We start from the raw sequence: 16565 nt of genomic DNA, 5'->3' as shown, positions 1-16565 counted from the left end.
ATCGAGGGCGTGCACTAACCTGTAACTGGTTGAAAGACCCCGTTCGAAAGAGAGTCCCCATAGATGGATAAGCAGCGTGACTTCGTTCTTCGCACCATTGAGGAACGTGGCATCAAGTTCATCAGGCTCTGGTTCACCGACGTGGTCGGAACTCTGAAGTCAGTAGCGATCGCACCCGCCGAGGTCGAGGGAGCCTTCACCGAGGGTCTCGGGTTCGACGGCTCCGCGATCGAGGGCCTGACGAGATCGTATGAGGCCGATGTTCTGGCTCATCCCGATCCCACGACGTTCCAGATCCTTCCGTGGCGGGGCGAGATCGACCCGACCGCGCGCATGTTCTGCGACATCACGACACCGGACGGCTTGCCGGCCGTCGCCGATCCTCGCAACGTCCTGAAGCGCACCCTGGCGAAAGCCGCGGACCGCGGATTCACGTTCTACACGCATCCGGAGATCGAGTTCTACCTGCTGAAGTCGTCGCAGTACGGCGCCGCGGGCCCCGAGCCCGTGGACTCGGCCGGGTACTTCGACAACGTGCCCGGAGGCACGGCGCACGACTTCCGACGCCGGTCGGTCCGCATGCTCGAGGACCTCGGCATCTCCGTCGAGTTCAGCCACCACGAGGCTGGTCCCGGTCAGAACGAGATCGACCTGCGCTACGCCGACGCGCTGACCACGGCCGACAACATCATGACGTTCCGCACCGTGATCAAAGAGGTCGCCATCGAGCAGGGCGTCTACGCCACGTTCATGCCGAAGCCACTCGCAGGTCATCCCGGTTCGGGCATGCACACCCACCTCTCGCTCTTCGAAGGAGACGGCAACGCCTTCTACGAGGCCGGAGCCGAGTACCAGCTGTCGAAGATCGGCCGCCAGTTCATCGCCGGACTGCTGCACCACGCGCCCGAGATCACGGCCGTCACCAATCAGTTCGTCAACTCGTACAAGCGGCTCTGGGGCGGAGACGAAGCCCCGAGCTTCGTCTGCTGGGGTCACAACAACCGCTCCGCGCTCGTGCGCGTTCCGCTTTACAAGCCCAACAAGGGCCAGAGCTCGCGCATCGAGTACCGCGCCATCGACTCGGCCGCCAACCCGTATCTCGCGTACTCGCTGCTTCTCGCCGCGGGTATGAAGGGCATCGAGGAAGGCTACGAACTGCCGCCGGAGGCGGAAGACAACGTGTGGAGCCTCAGCGAGGCCGAGCGTCGCGCTCTGGGGTACAACCCGCTGCCCGCGAGCCTCGACCGCGCCATCACGTTGATGGAAGGCTCGGAGCTCGTTGCAGAGACACTGGGGGAGCACGTCTTCGACTACGTGCTGCGCAACAAGCGTCAGGAATGGCAGGCCTACCGTGCACAGGTGACGCCATTCGAGCTCAAGAGCAATCTGGAGATGCTCTAACCGAGACGCACGAGGGATGCGACGGGGTCGTCGCATCCCTCGTCCGGAGGATCATGCGCGAATCGAGATCACTTAGTTACCTGGCCCGAATGGGCTTCGCAGATCTTGAGTGGGCAGACGAACAACTGCGTGTCGTCGCCTCGCTGGCGAGCCTCGACGTCGACGACCTGATCGCCGCCATCCCCGCTGCCGCGGATCCGGACCAGGCGTTGTCACTGCTGGCTATCCTCCTCCGCCGCTCTCCCGAGCATGTCTCGGCGATTCTTGCTGAGGAGCGCTATCGGGTGCGTCTCGTGCGCGTGCTCGGTGCGTCGAAGGGGCTCGGAGACTTCTTCTCCCGTCATCCTGCTGAACTCTCCGTCCTCGCCGATCCGCGCCTGGTGCTGCCCACGGCCGAAGAGGCTCGTACGGCTCTGCTCGACGCGGTCGGATCGCACGACGGCTTTGCGTCGTCGTCGGGGGAGGACGGGTGGACAGCGCTCCGCGTGCGTTATCGGTCTCTGCTGGCCCGAGTGGCCGCGTACGACCTCGAGCAGGTCGACCCGGTCGCGGGGCTCGACCGCATCGCCGCGGTGCTCGCCGACCTGGCCGCGGCCGCCCTCGAAGCGTCGCTGAGCGTTGCACGCACGACCCTGTCGACCAAGGGACTCGGTCTCTGGTGCTTCGAGCGCGAAAGCGTGGCCGACACCCGGCTCGCCATCATCGGAATGGGCAAGGCCGGAGCGCGCGAGCTCAACTACGTGAGCGACGTCGACGTGATCTTCGTCGGCGAGGCGCGGGTCGACAGCGAACTGCCGCCCGAGCGCGCGATCGAGATCGCCACGAGACTGGCCATGCTCACGATGCGGGGAATCAACGAGTCCGGGCTCGAACCCGGGTTGTGGGAGGTCGACCCCAACCTCCGTCCGGAAGGCAAGGACGGCGCTCTCGTGCGCTCGCTCGACTCGCACATCGCGTACTACGACCGCTGGGCGAAGAGCTGGGAGTTCCAGGCGCTGCTCAAGGCCAGGCCACTCGCCGGTGACCTCGAGCTCGGCCTGACGTACGTCGCGGCCACCGCGCCGCGCGTCTGGTCGAGCGCGTCACGAGAGGGTTTCGTCGAATCGGCGCAGAAGATGCGGGAGCGCGTCACAGAGCACATCCCGTCCGACGACGTTCACTACCAGATCAAGCTCGGGCCGGGCGGGCTCAGAGACATCGAATTCACGGTTCAGCTCCTGCAGCTGGTGCACGGCCAGACAGACGACGAGATCCACCAAGCCGGTACGATCGCCGCACTGACGGCGCTGGCCGACCGGGGCTACATCGGCCGGGCCGAGCAGATCGAGTTCGCGGAGGATTACCGCATCCTTCGTCTTCTCGAACACCGCCTGCAGCTCCGCTTTCTCAAACGCACCCACCTGATGCCCCGCGACGAACTGGGCCAGCGCGTGCTCGCGCGCGCCGCCGATCTCGAACCGTCCGCAGCCCAGCTCATCGAGCGGTGGAACGGCATCAAGCACCGTGTGCGCAGCCTTCACGTCAGGCTCTTCTATCGCCCGTTGCTCGCCGCCGTGGCTGGCCTCTCGGCCGACGAGGTGGCTCTCACGAGCGTTCAGGCCGAGGCGCGCCTCGCAGCCATCGGGTTCATCGACCCGCGAGGAGCGCTCAAACACATCGAAGCCATGACCTCCGGGGTTTCTCGAAAGGCCAGCATTCAGAGGCATCTTCTGCCCGTGATGCTGCAGTGGTTCGCGGACGGCGCAGACCCCGACTACGGACTGCTGGCGTTCCGGCGTCTCAGCGACTCCCTGGGAGACACCTACTGGTTCCTGCGGATGCTGCGCGATTCCTCCGGCGCAGCCTCACGGCTCACGCACGTGCTCTCGGCGTCGAGATACGTCGGGCAGCTGCTCCAGAAGATACCGGAGGCCGCGGCGTGGCTCGAGAACGAAGACGAGCTGCGCCCGCGCACCCGTGCAGTCCTCGACGAGGAGATGCGCGCGATCATCGCGCGTCACGATACACAGGATGCCGCGGCGGGCGCCTTGCGCGCGTCTCGCCGACGCGAGGTCCTGCGGCTCGCGATCTCGTCGATTCTGGGCATCATCACCGTCGACGAACTCGCTCGCGGGCTGACCGACGTCACGACCGTTCTGCTGACCGGCATCACCACGATCGTGCGGCAGCCCATGCCGAGCGGAGACGATGGGATCGAATTCGCCATCATCGGCATGGGCAGGCTCGGTGGCCGAGAGGTCGGCTTCGGATCGGACACCGACGTCATGTACGTCTACCGGGCGCGATCGGCCGAGAATCAGAATGCGGCGACGCATGCGCTCGCCATCGCCACCGAGATCAAGCGCCTGACCGAAGACAACCGGCTTCCCCTCGAGATCGACATCGATCTGCGCCCCGAGGGCAAGAACGGAGCAGTGGTTCGCTCCCTCGATTCGTATCGCGCGTACTACGCCCGCTGGTCGCTGACGTGGGAGGCGCAGGCGCTTCTCCGCGCTCGAGGACTCGTGGGCGACGAGTCGCTGATCCACGACTTCGAGGAGCTCGCCGACACCGTCCGGTACCCCGCCGAGATCGCCGAGAAGGAGGTTCGCGAGGTCAAAAGAATCAAGGCCAGGGTCGAGAACGAGCGTCTGCCACAGGGCACCGATCCGCTGCGGCACCTCAAGCTGGGCCGAGGCAGCCTCAGCGACGTCGAGTGGCTCGTGCAGCTGACCCAGCTCCAATTCGGCAGCCGCATTCCGTCTCTGCGCACCACGTCGACGCTCGAAGCGCTGGATGCCGCTGTCGCGGCCGACCTCGTCACGGAGGCCGACGCATCCGTGCTTCGCGCCGCCTGGGTCTTCGCATCGCGCGCTCGCTCTGCCGTGACACTGTGGGCCAACAAGAACTCGGATGTGCTGCCGAGCGACCGCAAGGCGCTCGACGGAATCGCGCGTCTGCTCGAGTATCCTCCCGGCTCGGCGACCACGTTGGAAGAGGACTATCTGGGTGTCACGCGGCGCGCCAGGGCCGTCTTCGAGCGACTGTTCTACGACGCATAGATTTTTCGCCGACGACCGAGCGGGCTCGGACACATCGCACCCCCTTGCCCGTACCCTTGACCGGTGAGTGATGGCATCAACGACCGGCAGAACGTGCATCGCCGACGGGTCAGGCAGTCCCTGATCGAGCTGGCGGGTGGTGCCATCCGAGGAGCTGGAGCTCCCACCCAGATCATCTCGGTGGTCGGGGGCGATGACGCTCTGTCACAGCGGCATGCCCGGTTGGTCATCGACCTCTGTCTGCGCGCCGGGGAGGCGATGCTCGCCACTGGTGCGTCCGCGTCCGATGTGGTGGCAACAGTACTGAGAATCAGCGATGCGTACGGCATCAGTGCGATGCATGTGGACATCACGTTCACGTCGATCACCGTGTCGATCCATCGCGGAATGAACGAGGACCCGCTGTCGGTCATGCGGATCGTGAGAGTGCGCACCACCGACTACACACGTCTGCAGGCCGTCTATCGTCTCATCGACGAGATCGCCGGCCAGCAGGAACCGCTCGACGTCGACGCGGCCAGGGATCGCCTCACGGCGATTCTGGCGAGCCCGCATCCCTACCGGCACTGGGTCGTGGCCGCGGGCCAAGCCATTCTGGCCAGCGGCGTCGTCGTGATGTTCGACGTGGGAATCGTCCTCGTCCTCGCCACTGCGATCACGGCGGCCATGTCTCACCTCATCGTGCGCAGGCTCAGCCGGTGGTCTGTACCCGGATTCTTCGCTCAGATGGCAGCGGCCGTCGCCACGACGAGCATCGCCGTCTTCATCTTCTGGTTGCGATCCGTCGGTATCGAACTGCCGGGCTCCAACAGCCCCACGGTGATCGTCATCGCCGGAATCATCACCCTCCTCTCCGGTGTCGGGCTGACGGCGTCGGCCAGGGACGCCATCGACGGGTACTACGTGACGGCGACGGCGCGAGGCATGGAGGTGCTGATGCTCACACTCGGCCTCGCCGTCGGCATCTCGCTCGTCCTCGGGTTCGCGCTCAGAATCGGCGTTCCGGTCACCATCGCCACATCGCTGGGAGATCGAATCGGCTTGGTTTCCGGAACCGTCGGGGCGATGCTCATCGGCGTCGGTTTCGCTCTCACCACCTACGTGCGCCTTCGCCTCGTCCTCCTGATGGCCATGGCCGCTGGAGGGATCTTCGCGGTCTATTCGCTGGTGCTTCCGTTTGCCACGCAGCCCGGACTGGCCCCGGGGATCGCGGGAACGGTCGCGGGCATCGTCGGATACCTCGCCTACCGGTGGGTCAAGGTTCCCGAAGGGGCCGTGACCATGGCGGGAATCATCTCTCTCATCCCCGGCCTCGCCGTCTATCGGGCGCTGTACGGATTCATGGATGCCGAGTTCGCCGTCGCCGACACCCTGCCGCCGGTGGTGATGGCCTTGGCCACCGGAATCGGCCTGGCGGCCGGAACGACCATCGGGGGATTCGGTGCCCGACGTCTCTTCGGGTTCGACCGACAGGCCAAGCTGGCCACCCAACGCTCCCGCGCCACGCGATAGCTGGATTTACGCCTAGACGATGCAGCACACAGCGTCGCGAGAAGGATCACGGCCCACTGTTTCCACCGAGGGTCCGCAACGACAGCTCAGCGAACGATCGAAACCGGAGCTCTGGGGACGTCTTCTCGCGGAGGTCTTCGCCCTGCCCGGCGTGGTCGAAGGGCACAGCGCCGTGTCGCCGCCGAGCTCGCGTGCCGTGCATCTGGAGGATCGGTCGGTCGAGCTTCGTCCGGAGACGTCGCTGGCGCCCGGTCATCGCCTCGAGCCGGTGGACCTCCACGGCGTGTCGGACACGAGCATCCACGCCTGCCTGCCGGCGCGACGGGGCGCTGAGCTGAGAGTATCCGGTTCGCCCGTGGTGATTGAGGCGGATTCGAGCTCTCCTGGCCCCTGAACAAAGCAAACGAGTCCGCAGGAGTGGCCTTCTCGGTCTGGAAGGACCGGGCCACTCTTGCGGACTCGTCGCGGATCGGGAGAGGCCGAAACCCCTCGATCATGTGTCGTTAGACGCCGTAGTAGAGCTCGAACTCGAACGGGTGCGGACGCTGCTGCAGCGGCTTGATCTCGTTCTCGCGCTTGTAGCTGATCCAGTTCTCGATCAGGTCGATCGTGAACACGTTGCCTGCAAGCAGGAACTCGTGGTCGGCCTCGAGCGCGTCGAGTGCCTCGCCCAATGACGCGGGACCCTGGGGGATGAGCTTCGCCTCTTCGGGCGGCAGCTCGTAGAGGTCCTTGTCGACCGGCTCGTGCGGCTCGATCCGGTTGATGATTCCGTCGAGGCCAGCCATGAGCTGAGCCGCGAAGGCGAGGTACGGGTTACCCGACGCATCCGGCGTGCGGAACTCGATGCGCTTGGCCTTCGGGTTCGTTCCCGTGATGGGGATACGGATCGATGCCGAGCGGTTTCCCGCCGAGTAGACCAGGTTGACGGGTGCTTCGAACCCGGGAACCAGGCGGTGATAGCTGTTGACCGAGGGGTTGGTGAACGCATACACGGCGGGGGCGTGAGCCAGGATTCCACCGATGTACCAGCGAGCGATGTCGCTGAGGCCGCCGTAGCCCGCCTCGTCGTAGAACAACGGCGCGCCATCGTTCCACAGCGACTGGTGAGTGTGCATACCCGACCCGTTGTCGCCGAAGAGCGGCTTGGGCATGAACGTGGCCGTCTTGCCCCAGCGCTCGGCGACGTTCTTGACGATGTACTTGAACTTCAGGATGTCGTCGGCCGCGTGCACCATGGTGTCGAACTTGTAGTTGATCTCACCCTGGCCGGCGGTGCCGACCTCGTGGTGGCCACGCTCGACCTCGAGCCCGGCAGCCATCAGTTCGAGCACGATGTCGTCGCGCAGGTCGGCGTGCTTGTCGACCGGGCTGACGGGGAAGTAACCGCCCTTGTAGGGCGTCTTGTTGGCGAGGTTTCCGCCTTCTTCGGTGCGGCCCGAGTTCCAGGCAGCCTCGTCGGAGTCGACGGAGTAGGAGCTCGAGTGCTGGTTCACTTCGTACTTCACGTCGTCGAAGATGTAGAACTCTGCCTCGGGGGCGAAGAATGCCGTGTCGGCGATGCCGGTCGAGGCGAGGTACTTCTCGGCCTTCTTGGCGACCTGGCGCGGGTCACGGTGGTAGATCTCACCGTTGCGCGGGTTGTAGATGTCGAAGATCATGATCAGCGTGCGGTTGACGCGGAACGGATCGATGTAGGCCGTCGACACGTCAGGGATGATCTGCATGTCCGACTCGTGGATCGACGCGAAACCGCGGATCGACGATCCGTCGAACATCTGCCCGACGGTGAAGAAGGACTCATCGACCGTCGACGCGGGGATAGTGATGTGCTGCTGGACACCGGGAAGATCGGTGAACCGAATATCAAGGAACTTAACGTCCGTGTCCTTGATGAACTTGAGCACCTCAGAAGAATCACTGAACATGTGAGAGACTCCAAAATGGCTTGGTACAGAGGAACAGCTGCGAACGCAGCCGTCACGAGCCTACGGGGAAGCGGTTACCCATCAGTGACGCATTTGTTTCGGGCATGTTACGGCTTGCCTTCAATGCCCTCACGAGAGCGGCCGTAAACTCGTCTGGTGCCCAACTTGACCGCGTCCTCGTCGCCCCAAGGGGCTCCGCCCAGCAACTGGCCGGGGGAGCGGATGGGCTTCCCGCAGACGGGTGTCGGGTCCGTCGCCCGCAGCGGCCGCCGTCTGGCTGCCATCTTCATCGACTTCGCCGCGTGCTACGTCGTCTACTTCGCGTTCTTCTTCGGCAGCGACTGGGCGAGCCTGGTGATCTTCGCGGTCGAACAGGTCGTTCTACTGTCGACCCTGGGCAGCGGCCTCGGCCACTTCGTCCTCGGTATCCGCATCGTTAAGGTCGACGGCAGCTATGCGGGCGTGTGGCGCCCGGCCCTTCGCACGGGCCTGCTGCTGCTGCTCATCCCCGCCCTCATCTGGGACTCGGATCAGCGCGGCCTGCACGACGTCTTCGCCGGAACCGTGCTTGTCAGGCGCCGCTGACGCGGGTCAACGTCCGCGCTGCGGCCGCACCTTGAAGGGATCGACGCCCTTGGGGATCGGCATGCCGGTGGAGCCGAGCGAGGTGAGTCGGTTGCTCACGGCCATGACCTCGGCCTTGTTGAGAGCGGGCTTGACCTTGGCCATACGGCTGGCGACCTTGTGCAGGGGCACCGCGTCGGGGTCGTGGGAGTCGACGTACAGGAACGTGACCGGAACGTTGGGGAGGACGCGCAGCACCTTGCGACGCTCTTCTTCGAGCATGCGGGTTGTTCGCGTCTTCGAGCCCTCGCTGATCAGAACGACTCCGCCACGACCGACAGCGCGGTAGACGGCGTCTTGAGTCTTGCCGTTCACGGCGACAGGCATTTCGCTGCCCCGCCAGCTGCGCTTGAGGCTCGACCGGAGGACGGCGCCCACGGCACCCGGCTGGCCGGCGATCTGGCCATAGGCGGCACGCTCAGCCCGACGCCCGAGGATGATCAGTGCGACAAGGAAGCCAGCGAGAACGCCGGCGATGATCCACATGGCCATGGCGAAGCCGTTGCCATCCGACAGAAGGAGGGCCACCACGAGTCCCGCTGCGATGGGAAGAAGGAATCCCAGCGCCATGATCCACACGACGTTCTTGTCGTAGCGGCGGGTCATGTTGAAGACCTGCCACATCTGCTTGATGCGGCCCGGTTCTTTGGGGGCCTTCGGGGTGGATTGCTCAGACTTGCGTGCCATGCGTCAAGGATACCGAGTCGGATTCGATCATGCCGACCAGTTCGCTCACGGCAGTCTCACTGCTCCTCCACAACGACCGCGGCGCCCCGCACTGCACATATGTGGCCCCGGTTCGGCACACGCGCTGCCGGACGATGAAGGATCACTGTATGACCCTCCGCCGGCGACCGACTCCTGCTGCCCCGCAGGCGGCACCTGGAACAGCTGTGCTCGAGGCCGCCATGCTCGACGACGTCGCAGGGCATCGGGTGGTCCGCCGCATCCACACGGGAACACGAGCCGCACTCTTCCTCGCCCACCCGTCGTTTCGGAGAGACGGGGGCACCTCGACCCCGCGCATCCTCAAGGTCTTCAACGCCGGCACCTCGCCGTCCTCCATCGACGTGGAGCTGGCAGCCCTGAGCGCGACCGCGATACCTCACGTGACGCGGCTGCTCGACGTCTCCAGCATGCGCGAAGGCGCTCCGCCGTGCCTGATCTTCGAGAGACTGCCCGGGCCGTCGCTATCGACATACCTGGAGCAGTCGAGTTCGCTGAGCGCCGGCCAAGCGGTCACTATTCTCGCGCCCCTGTGTTCGACCCTCCAGTCCCTCCACGACGCCGGCGTCACCCACGGCGGGATCCACCCCCGCCGGATCGTCTTCGATGACCGCGGATCACCGACCCTCACGGGCTTCGGTCGTGGTGTCCTTCGTCAGGCGCCGCAGGATCACTACTCAGCCGCCTGGCCCGGTGGCAGAGTTCGAGCGGACGAGGGGGTGGACCCGAGGCAGGCAGGCTGGCGAGACGCCGTGAGCTCGGATCACGGCGACCTGCTCGACGTGGTCGACGAGGTTCTCGCACACGTCGACTCCGACCGGATGCCCGCGGGGTTCGATCTGGAGCGCAGCGCGAGAGCGATATCCGAGGGCCCGAGAAGACTCTTCCTCGTCGAACTGGAACGAATTCTCTTCTCTCTCGCTCCACCGCAGGTCGTCTCCCTCCCAGTTCCAGACGCGGAGTCAGCACTGCGCACACACGCGTCGCCGCAGCGCACGGATGTCGAGCCCGCCGCCGCTGCTGCTGCTGAGAGTGCGTCGTATGACTGGTCACCGACGCGGCCGCCTCCCGAACCAGCTCCCAGCGAAAACCGGTTGATCGCGGCGCTACGGGTTCTCGGAGTCTCGTCGACCGGACTGGAGTTCGCCGCATCGGTCGTCGGTGTCACAGCCCGGCTCACCACCAGGCACGCACCGCAGGCCCCGACGCCTCCAACGGAAGAGGCTGTCCACACCCGCAGGGCCTCGAAGCGCTGGCGTCGTAGGCCCCTGCTCGTCGGCGCCGTGTGCGCGGTCGTGGCGACGACCGGGCTTCTTCTCGTCCTTCCATCGCCGAACGACGGCGCGCAGGCTGGTGGGCAGAAGACCTCGACGCCACCAGCATCGGCACCCGGCCCCTCGTCTGCGGATGCCGACCTGCCCGTGAACACAGACGACGACTCCGCACTGTCGGGCGACGACCCGGCCGCCGCATTGCAGACCCTGTCTCAGGTGAACGACGGATGTGCCGCGGCGGCCGAACCCGAGGCATGCGCCGCGACCGTGTTTCAGGAGGATTACCTGGCGGCGCAGCCCGCCGATGCCCCCTCAGCTCTCATTGACGCAGGAGGCGCCGTCGTCACCGGCTCCTGGGGCGGTTCCGCTCTCGTCGCTGCCCGGTTAAACGGCCAACCGGCCTCGTTCCTTCTGCTGAAGGGCGAGGCCGGCTGGCGAATTCGCGATGTCTTTATGAGCGCTCAGTAACCCAGGTTGCCTTCGAACGCGCCCTCTTCAAGGCGGTTCTTGACGGCGACGAGGAATCGAGCAGCGTCAGCGCCGTCGACGATGCGGTGGTCGTAGCTCAGCGCCAGGTAGACCGTCGAGCGGATGGCGATGGCCTCGCCCTCGCTCGTCTTGACCACGAGAGGCTTGCGCGACACGATGCCGGTGCCGAGGATCGCGACCTGGGGGAGGAAGACGACGGGGGTGTCGAAGAGCGCGCCGCGCGAACCGGTGTTCGTCAGCGTGAACGTTCCGCCAGCGAGCTCGTCGGGCTTGAGCTTGTTGTCGCGCGTGCGCGTCGCCAGGTCGGCGATCTCGCGGGCGAACCCGGCGAGGTCGAGTTCGCCGGCGTTCTTGACGACGGGCGTCAACAGACCGCGCTCGGTGTCGACCGCGATGCTCACGTTCTCGTGATCGGGGTAGACGATGCTGTCGCCGTCGACGGTCGCGTTGATGATCGGGTACGCCTTGAGGGCCTCCGTCGCAGCCAGGGCGAAGAAGGGCAGGAAGCTCAGCTTGTTGCCGGTCTTCTCCTGGAACGTGGCCTTCACCTTGTCGCGCAGGGCGGCGACGCGGGTGACGTCGACCTCGACCACGCTGGTGAGCTGAGCCGTGGACTGCATCGACTCGACCGCGCGCTGTGCGACGACCTTGCGCAGACGCGACATCGGCTGCGTCGTGCCACGGAGGTCTGACACAGGCAGGGTCGTTGCAACGGCCGCAGGAGCTTCGGCGGATGCCGATGCGGTCGGTGCTTTGGCGGCCTCTGCGGCGGCCAGTACGTCTTCCTTGCGGATTCGTCCGCCGACGCCGCTACCCGTGATGGTGGAGAGGTCGATACCGTTGTCGCCCGCGAGCTTGCGGACAAGGGGGGTGACGTAACCGGCGTTAGCCGCACGGGACGAGTCGTCCGACGCGGGGGCAGCGGCCGGGGCGGGTGCGGCGGGAGCTGCAGCCGGGGCAGGAGCTGCAGCCGCAGCCGCAGGAGTCGGTGCCGGAGCGGCTGCCGCGGCCGGTGCCGGAGTTTCGGGAGCGGGCGTCGCCGCGGGTGCGGGCTCTGCCGCGGGGGCAGGCTCTGCAGGGGCCTCTTCGGGCTCGGGAGCGGGGGCAGGTGCCTCGGCCTCGGTCTCGGCGTCGACCGACGGCTCCTCGGCGGGAATCTCGTCTGCCGCCTCGGGCTCCGCGGGAGCCTCGGATGCGGCGGCGGAGCTGCCGTCTCCGATGCGCACAAGCGCGGTTCCGACCTCGACGGTCTCGTCTTCCTGGACCAGAATCTCCTCGATCACACCGGCTACGGGTGACGGGATCTCTGTGTCCACTTTGTCCGTTGACACTTCGAGCAGGGGTTCGTCGACCTCGACGCGGTCTCCCACACTCTTGAGCCAGCGGGTTACCGTTCCCTCTGTGACACTCTCACCGAGTGCTGGAAGGTTGACGGATTCGCTCATTAGCTTGTCTCCTTTAGAAACCGATCGTGGTTTTTAGCTTACTTGTATTGGGTCTTGGGGTGACGCGGCTGGCTACAGCGCGTGCAGGGGCTTGCCTGCCAAAGCGAGGTGTGCCTCGCCGAGGGCTTCGTTCTGCGTGGGATGCGCGTGCACGAGCTGCGCGACGTCCTCCGGGTACGCCTCCCAGTTCACGATGAGCTGCGCCTCACCGATCAGTTCGCCGACGCGAGCACCGATCATGTGGATTCCGACAACGGGCCCGTCGGCGACGCGAACGACCTTGACCGAGCCGGTCGTGCCGATGATGTGACTCTTGCCGTTGCCGCCCAGGCTGTAGTCGTACGAAGCGACACGGTCCTGGCCGTACTCGGCGATCGCCCTTGCCTCTGTGAGGCCGACGGATGCCACCTCAGGATCCGAGTAGGTCACCTTGGGGATGTTCACGTCGTCGACGACCTGCGGCGACAGGCCCGCGATCTCTTCCGCGACGAAGATGCCGTGCTGGAAGCTGCGGTGCGCCAGCTGGAGGCCAGGCACGATGTCGCCCACCGCGTACAACCCCGGGATGTTCGTTTCGAGTCGTTCGTTCGTGATGACGAAGCCGCGGTCGACCTCTACGCCGACCTCTTCGAATCCGAGGCCCTGCGTCGAGGGTCCACGTCCGACGGCGACCAGGAGGAGCTCGGCCTCGATTCGTCGGCCGTCCTCCAGCGTCACGACGACGCCGTCGTCATTCTGCTCGACCGACTGGAATCGCGTGCCGAGCGAGAATTCGATCCCGCGCTTGCGGAACGCGCGCTCGAACTGCTTGCTGATCGACTCCTCCTCGTTGGGGACGAGATGGGGCAGGGCCTCGATGATCGTGACCTCCGACCCGAACGACTTCCACACACTGGCGAACTCGACCCCGATGACGCCGCCGCCGAGAATCGCGACCTTCTGGGGAACGAAGTCGAGCTCGAGCGCCTGTTCGCTCGTGATCACGCGACCGCCGATCTCGAGTCCCGGAAGGGAACGCGCGTAGGACCCCGTCGCGAGAACGACGTTCTTGCCCTCGATGACGTCGTCGCCGACCTGCACACGAGTGGGAGAGACCAAGCGGCCCTCGCCTCGGATGACGGTGATCTTGCGGGCCTTGATGAGCCCCTCGAGGCCCTTGAACTTGCTTGAGACGATGCCCTCGCGATACGACGTGACCCCGGCGATGTCGACGCCGTCGAACGTGGCCGAGATGCCGTACTTCGATGCACTCCGTGCCGCGTCGGCGACTTCTGCCGAATGCAGCAGGGCCTTCGTAGGAATGCAGCCGCGGTGCAGGCACGTGCCGCCCAGCTTGTCTTTCTCGATCAGGGCCACGGTGAGGCCGAGGAGGCTGGCTCGAAGAGCCGCCGCATAGCCGCCGCTTCCGCCGCCGAGAACGACCAGGTCGAAGTTCTGTTCAGACACCCGCGGTGACTCCCTCTTGAGAATTCGTGCTCGCCCGCGCTCCACTGATGAGCGGAGCGGGCTGTGTTGGCGTGGTTTTGCGCCCTGTCGAGCCTACTACGGTCGACTTCACTCGGGCCGCGTGGGCGCCGCCGAGGCTGCCAGAGCGAGAAGCGTGCGCACGGTCACGCCCGTCGGTCCCTTTCCGGTGTAGCCGTACAGCGAATCCTTGTTCGTGCCCGCCCCCGCGATGTCGAGGTGCACCCAGGGGATCCGCCCCGATCCGTCAGCCGCCGTGCCGATGAACTCGTTCAGGAACACCGCCGCGATCAGCATGCCTCCCGCCGTGTTGCCGGGCTTGATGTTGGCGATGTCTGCGATATCGGAGTTCAGCATGGGTCGGAATTCCTCACCGAGGGGCATGTGCCAGAGGAGCTCGCCTGCCGATTCGGCGGCGCGGAGCACCTCTCCGACGAGCGGGGAGCTTCCGAGCGTGCCCACGTAGCGGTTGCCGAGCGCGACGCTGGCCGCGCCGGTCAGAGTCGCCACGTCGATGATCGCGTCGGGGAACTCCTCGCTCGCGGCCATCAGACCGTCGGCGAGCACGAGTCGACCTTCGGCATCGGTGTTCAGCACCTCGACGGTCTTGCCGCCCCGGATCCGGAGCACGTCGCCCGGTCTGATCGCCGTGGCCGAGGGCATGTTCTCTGCGAGGCAGAGCCAGGCGGTGACCCGCGTCGGCAGAGCGAGCCGGGCAGCAGCGAGAACCACGGATAGCACCGTGGCGGCTCCGGCCATGTCGTACTTCATACCGATCATCGAGGCAGCGGGCTTCAAGGAGAGGCCGCCGGAGTCGAAGGTGATGCCCTTGCCGACGAGGGCGATGTGCCGCGCCTCGGCGGCGTCTGCGGGGGAGTAGCTGACCTTCACCAGGCGCGGCGGCCGCGACGAGCCCTGTCCGACGCCCAGAATGCCACCGAATCCCTCATCGGCCAGTTGCGTCTCGTCCCAGATCGTGACCTCGACGCCGGGAATGCTGCCCAGTTCGGCGGCACGCGCGGCGAACGTCTGCGGGTAGAGATCGAGCGGCGACTCGTTCACGAGGTCGCGAACGAGGTGGATGGCGCGGCCCACCTCGGTCGCATAGGCGACGGTCTCGGCAGATACCGAGATCGACGTGACGAGGGTGAACGACTCGGCGGGGCGGGACTTCGCTGATCCACCGTCCGCGCGGTATTCCGTGTATTCGTAGGCACCGAGCAGGCAACCCTCCAGCACGGCCCGTGCCTGTGACTCGTCTTCGACGGGCAGTGCGATGGCGATGGAGCCGACCCCGAGCATCCGGCGTGCGGCCGAGCCTGCGGCGTATCGCAGGTCGTCGGCGGTCGGCGTGGCCGAGGCCAGCCCGACGAGCGCAATCGACCGGGCGGCGATGCCATTCGGCGCGGGCACCCGCACGAGGTCGTCCTTCGAGCCCGTCACGCCAAGGACCGAGAGATCGGCGAACGCGGGGTCGGCGCCGAGGATCGAGGCCGCCGAGCCGACGAGTGCGGGACCGTCGTCGGTGCGGGTCACGCCCAGAACGAGAACATCGGCCGCGACATCGCCGGCGTCGGATGAGGAGAGGGAAAGGGAGGCGAGAGTCATGCTCCAACCCTATGGCGCAGATGTTCGCTCTCGGCATGCCGAGGCGGCCCGGTGGCGCCAGCCGCCGCGATTAGAGTTGAATTCATGACCGATTCGAGCGAGCTGTACGAGATCACCGGCGAGCTCGGCAACATCCCCGAGGGCCTCGACCTCGTCGTGGCGCTCACGGGCTTCACCGACGCCGGCGGCGCCGTCGCGCAGGTCGGCGAGTACATTCTCGACAACCTCAGCAACCGTGTGATCGCCGAGTTCGACACCGATGCACTGCTCGACTATCGAGCCCGACGGCCCGTGATCTACTTCGACCAGGATCACCTCAGCGACTACCAGCCGCCCGTGCTGCGCCTCTACCTCGTGCAAGACGAACTGAATCAGCCCTTCCTCTTCCTCAACGGATTCGAACCGGACTTCCGGTGGGAGGCGTTCACCTCGTCGGTCATCGATCTCATCGGACGCTTGAAGATCAAGACCACGACGTCGGTGCACGCGATCCCGATGCCCGTGCCGCACACGCGACCCATCAGGGTGACCGTGAGCGGTAATCGGGTCGAACTCATCGACGCTCTCTCCGTGTGGAAGCCGCACACCCAGGTGCCCGCGAACGCGATGCATCTCGTCGAGTTCCGCCTTCAAGAGGTGGCACATCCCGTCGCGGGCTTCGCGCTCCTGGTTCCGCACTACCTCGCCGACACGGAATTCCCTCTCGCAGCACTGGCCAGTCTCGAGAGCATCAATGCCGCCACCGGCCTCATCTTCCCCACCGACAAACTCCGCGAGGAGGGGCGCGTCTTCCTGACGAAGATCGACGAGCAGGTCGGCACCAACGGCGATCTCGAGAAGCTCGTGGGCACGCTCGAGGAGCGTCACGACGCATACATGCAGGGAACACCGCTCAAGTCGCCACTCACCGATGAAGACGGTGAGCTGCCGTCGGCAGACGAGATCGCCGAAGAGCTCGAGAAGTTCCTCGCCATCCGTCGCGCGGGCGACGACGACTCGGGGCCGTCGCTCGGGCTCTGATCCCGGTCTGCGCCCCACGCAGGACATCGAGCT

General features: G+C 66.0%; 11 protein-coding genes. 6 read left to right on the top strand and 5 right to left on the bottom strand.

The features are described from left to right. The first annotated feature begins 63 nt into the window (after positions 1-63). The 3 genes from ASF79_RS07405 to ASF79_RS07395 all read left to right on the top strand — a co-directional run bounded on the left by ASF79_RS07405 (position 64) and on the right by ASF79_RS07395 (position 5954). Positions 64-1401 carry a glutamine synthetase family protein gene (locus ASF79_RS07405; protein WP_044438472.1) on the top strand — a complete coding sequence of 446 codons (1338 nt, stop codon included), beginning with the start codon at positions 64-66 and terminating at the stop codon, positions 1399-1401. A gap of 53 nt (positions 1402-1454) precedes the next feature. Beyond that, positions 1455-4442: a bifunctional [glutamine synthetase] adenylyltransferase/[glutamine synthetase]-adenylyl-L-tyrosine phosphorylase gene (locus tag ASF79_RS07400; RefSeq protein WP_055853489.1), complete on the top strand. Its 2988-nt coding sequence runs from the start codon at positions 1455-1457 to the stop codon at positions 4440-4442. 63 nt (positions 4443-4505) lie between these two features. Next, on the top strand, positions 4506-5954 hold the full coding sequence (locus tag ASF79_RS07395; protein WP_235500684.1) for a threonine/serine ThrE exporter family protein: 1449 nt from the start codon (positions 4506-4508) through the stop codon (positions 5952-5954). Positions 5955-6457: 503 nt separating this feature from the next. Here the strand turns inward: ASF79_RS07395 and glnA are convergent. Further along, entirely contained in the window at positions 6458-7882 is a 1425-nt protein-coding gene (gene glnA / locus ASF79_RS07385; RefSeq protein WP_055781138.1) for a type I glutamate--ammonia ligase, read from the bottom strand. Between the two features lie 156 nt (positions 7883-8038). Between glnA and ASF79_RS07380 the strand changes: the two genes are divergently transcribed. Next, a complete protein-coding gene (locus ASF79_RS07380; RefSeq protein ID WP_055853485.1) occupies positions 8039-8467 on the top strand; it encodes an RDD family protein in 429 nt (142 codons plus the stop codon). 6 nt (positions 8468-8473) lie between these two features. Here the strand turns inward: ASF79_RS07380 and ASF79_RS07375 are convergent, their stop codons facing one another. After that, complete coding sequence (locus ASF79_RS07375; RefSeq protein ID WP_055781142.1) at positions 8474-9193, bottom strand: DUF4191 domain-containing protein; 720 nt, start codon at positions 9191-9193, stop codon at positions 8474-8476. Positions 9194-9342: 149 nt separating this feature from the next. Between ASF79_RS07375 and ASF79_RS07370 the strand changes: the two genes are divergently transcribed. Then, entirely contained in the window at positions 9343-10974 is a 1632-nt protein-coding gene (locus ASF79_RS07370; protein ID WP_162239071.1) for a protein kinase, read from the top strand. Here the strand turns inward: ASF79_RS07370 and sucB are convergent. From sucB to ASF79_RS07355, 3 genes are all read right to left on the bottom strand, one after another. Continuing rightward, the gene (sucB, locus tag ASF79_RS07365; protein ID WP_055853480.1) at positions 10968-12440 is read right to left on the bottom strand and encodes a 2-oxoglutarate dehydrogenase, E2 component, dihydrolipoamide succinyltransferase; all 1473 of its coding nucleotides are present in this window, start codon (positions 12438-12440) and stop codon (positions 10968-10970) included. The two genes, ASF79_RS07370 and sucB, sit on opposite strands and share 7 nt — an antisense overlap. 72 nt (positions 12441-12512) lie before the next feature. Then, on the bottom strand, positions 12513-13886 hold the full coding sequence (gene lpdA / locus ASF79_RS07360; protein ID WP_055853478.1) for a dihydrolipoyl dehydrogenase: 1374 nt from the start codon (positions 13884-13886) through the stop codon (positions 12513-12515). A 108-nt stretch (positions 13887-13994) separates the two neighbouring features. Next, positions 13995-15512, bottom strand: a complete 1518-nt coding sequence (locus ASF79_RS07355; protein ID WP_055853476.1) for a leucyl aminopeptidase — start codon at positions 15510-15512, stop codon at positions 13995-13997. Positions 15513-15596: 84 nt separating this feature from the next. On the opposite strand from ASF79_RS07355, the gene ASF79_RS07350 reads away from it, so the two are divergent. Beyond that, positions 15597-16532 (top strand): proteasome assembly chaperone family protein, encoded by a 936-nt coding sequence (locus tag ASF79_RS07350; protein WP_055853475.1) that lies wholly within the window; start codon positions 15597-15599, stop codon positions 16530-16532. Positions 16533-16565 lie beyond the last annotated feature (33 nt).

Origin of the sequence: Agreia sp. Leaf335 (assembly GCF_001423605.1) — a bacterium.
Lineage (GTDB): Bacteria > Actinomycetota > Actinomycetes > Actinomycetales > Microbacteriaceae > Agreia.
The sequence above is the reverse complement of the archived record's forward strand: the minus strand, read 5'-3'. Positions and strand labels throughout refer to the sequence as shown.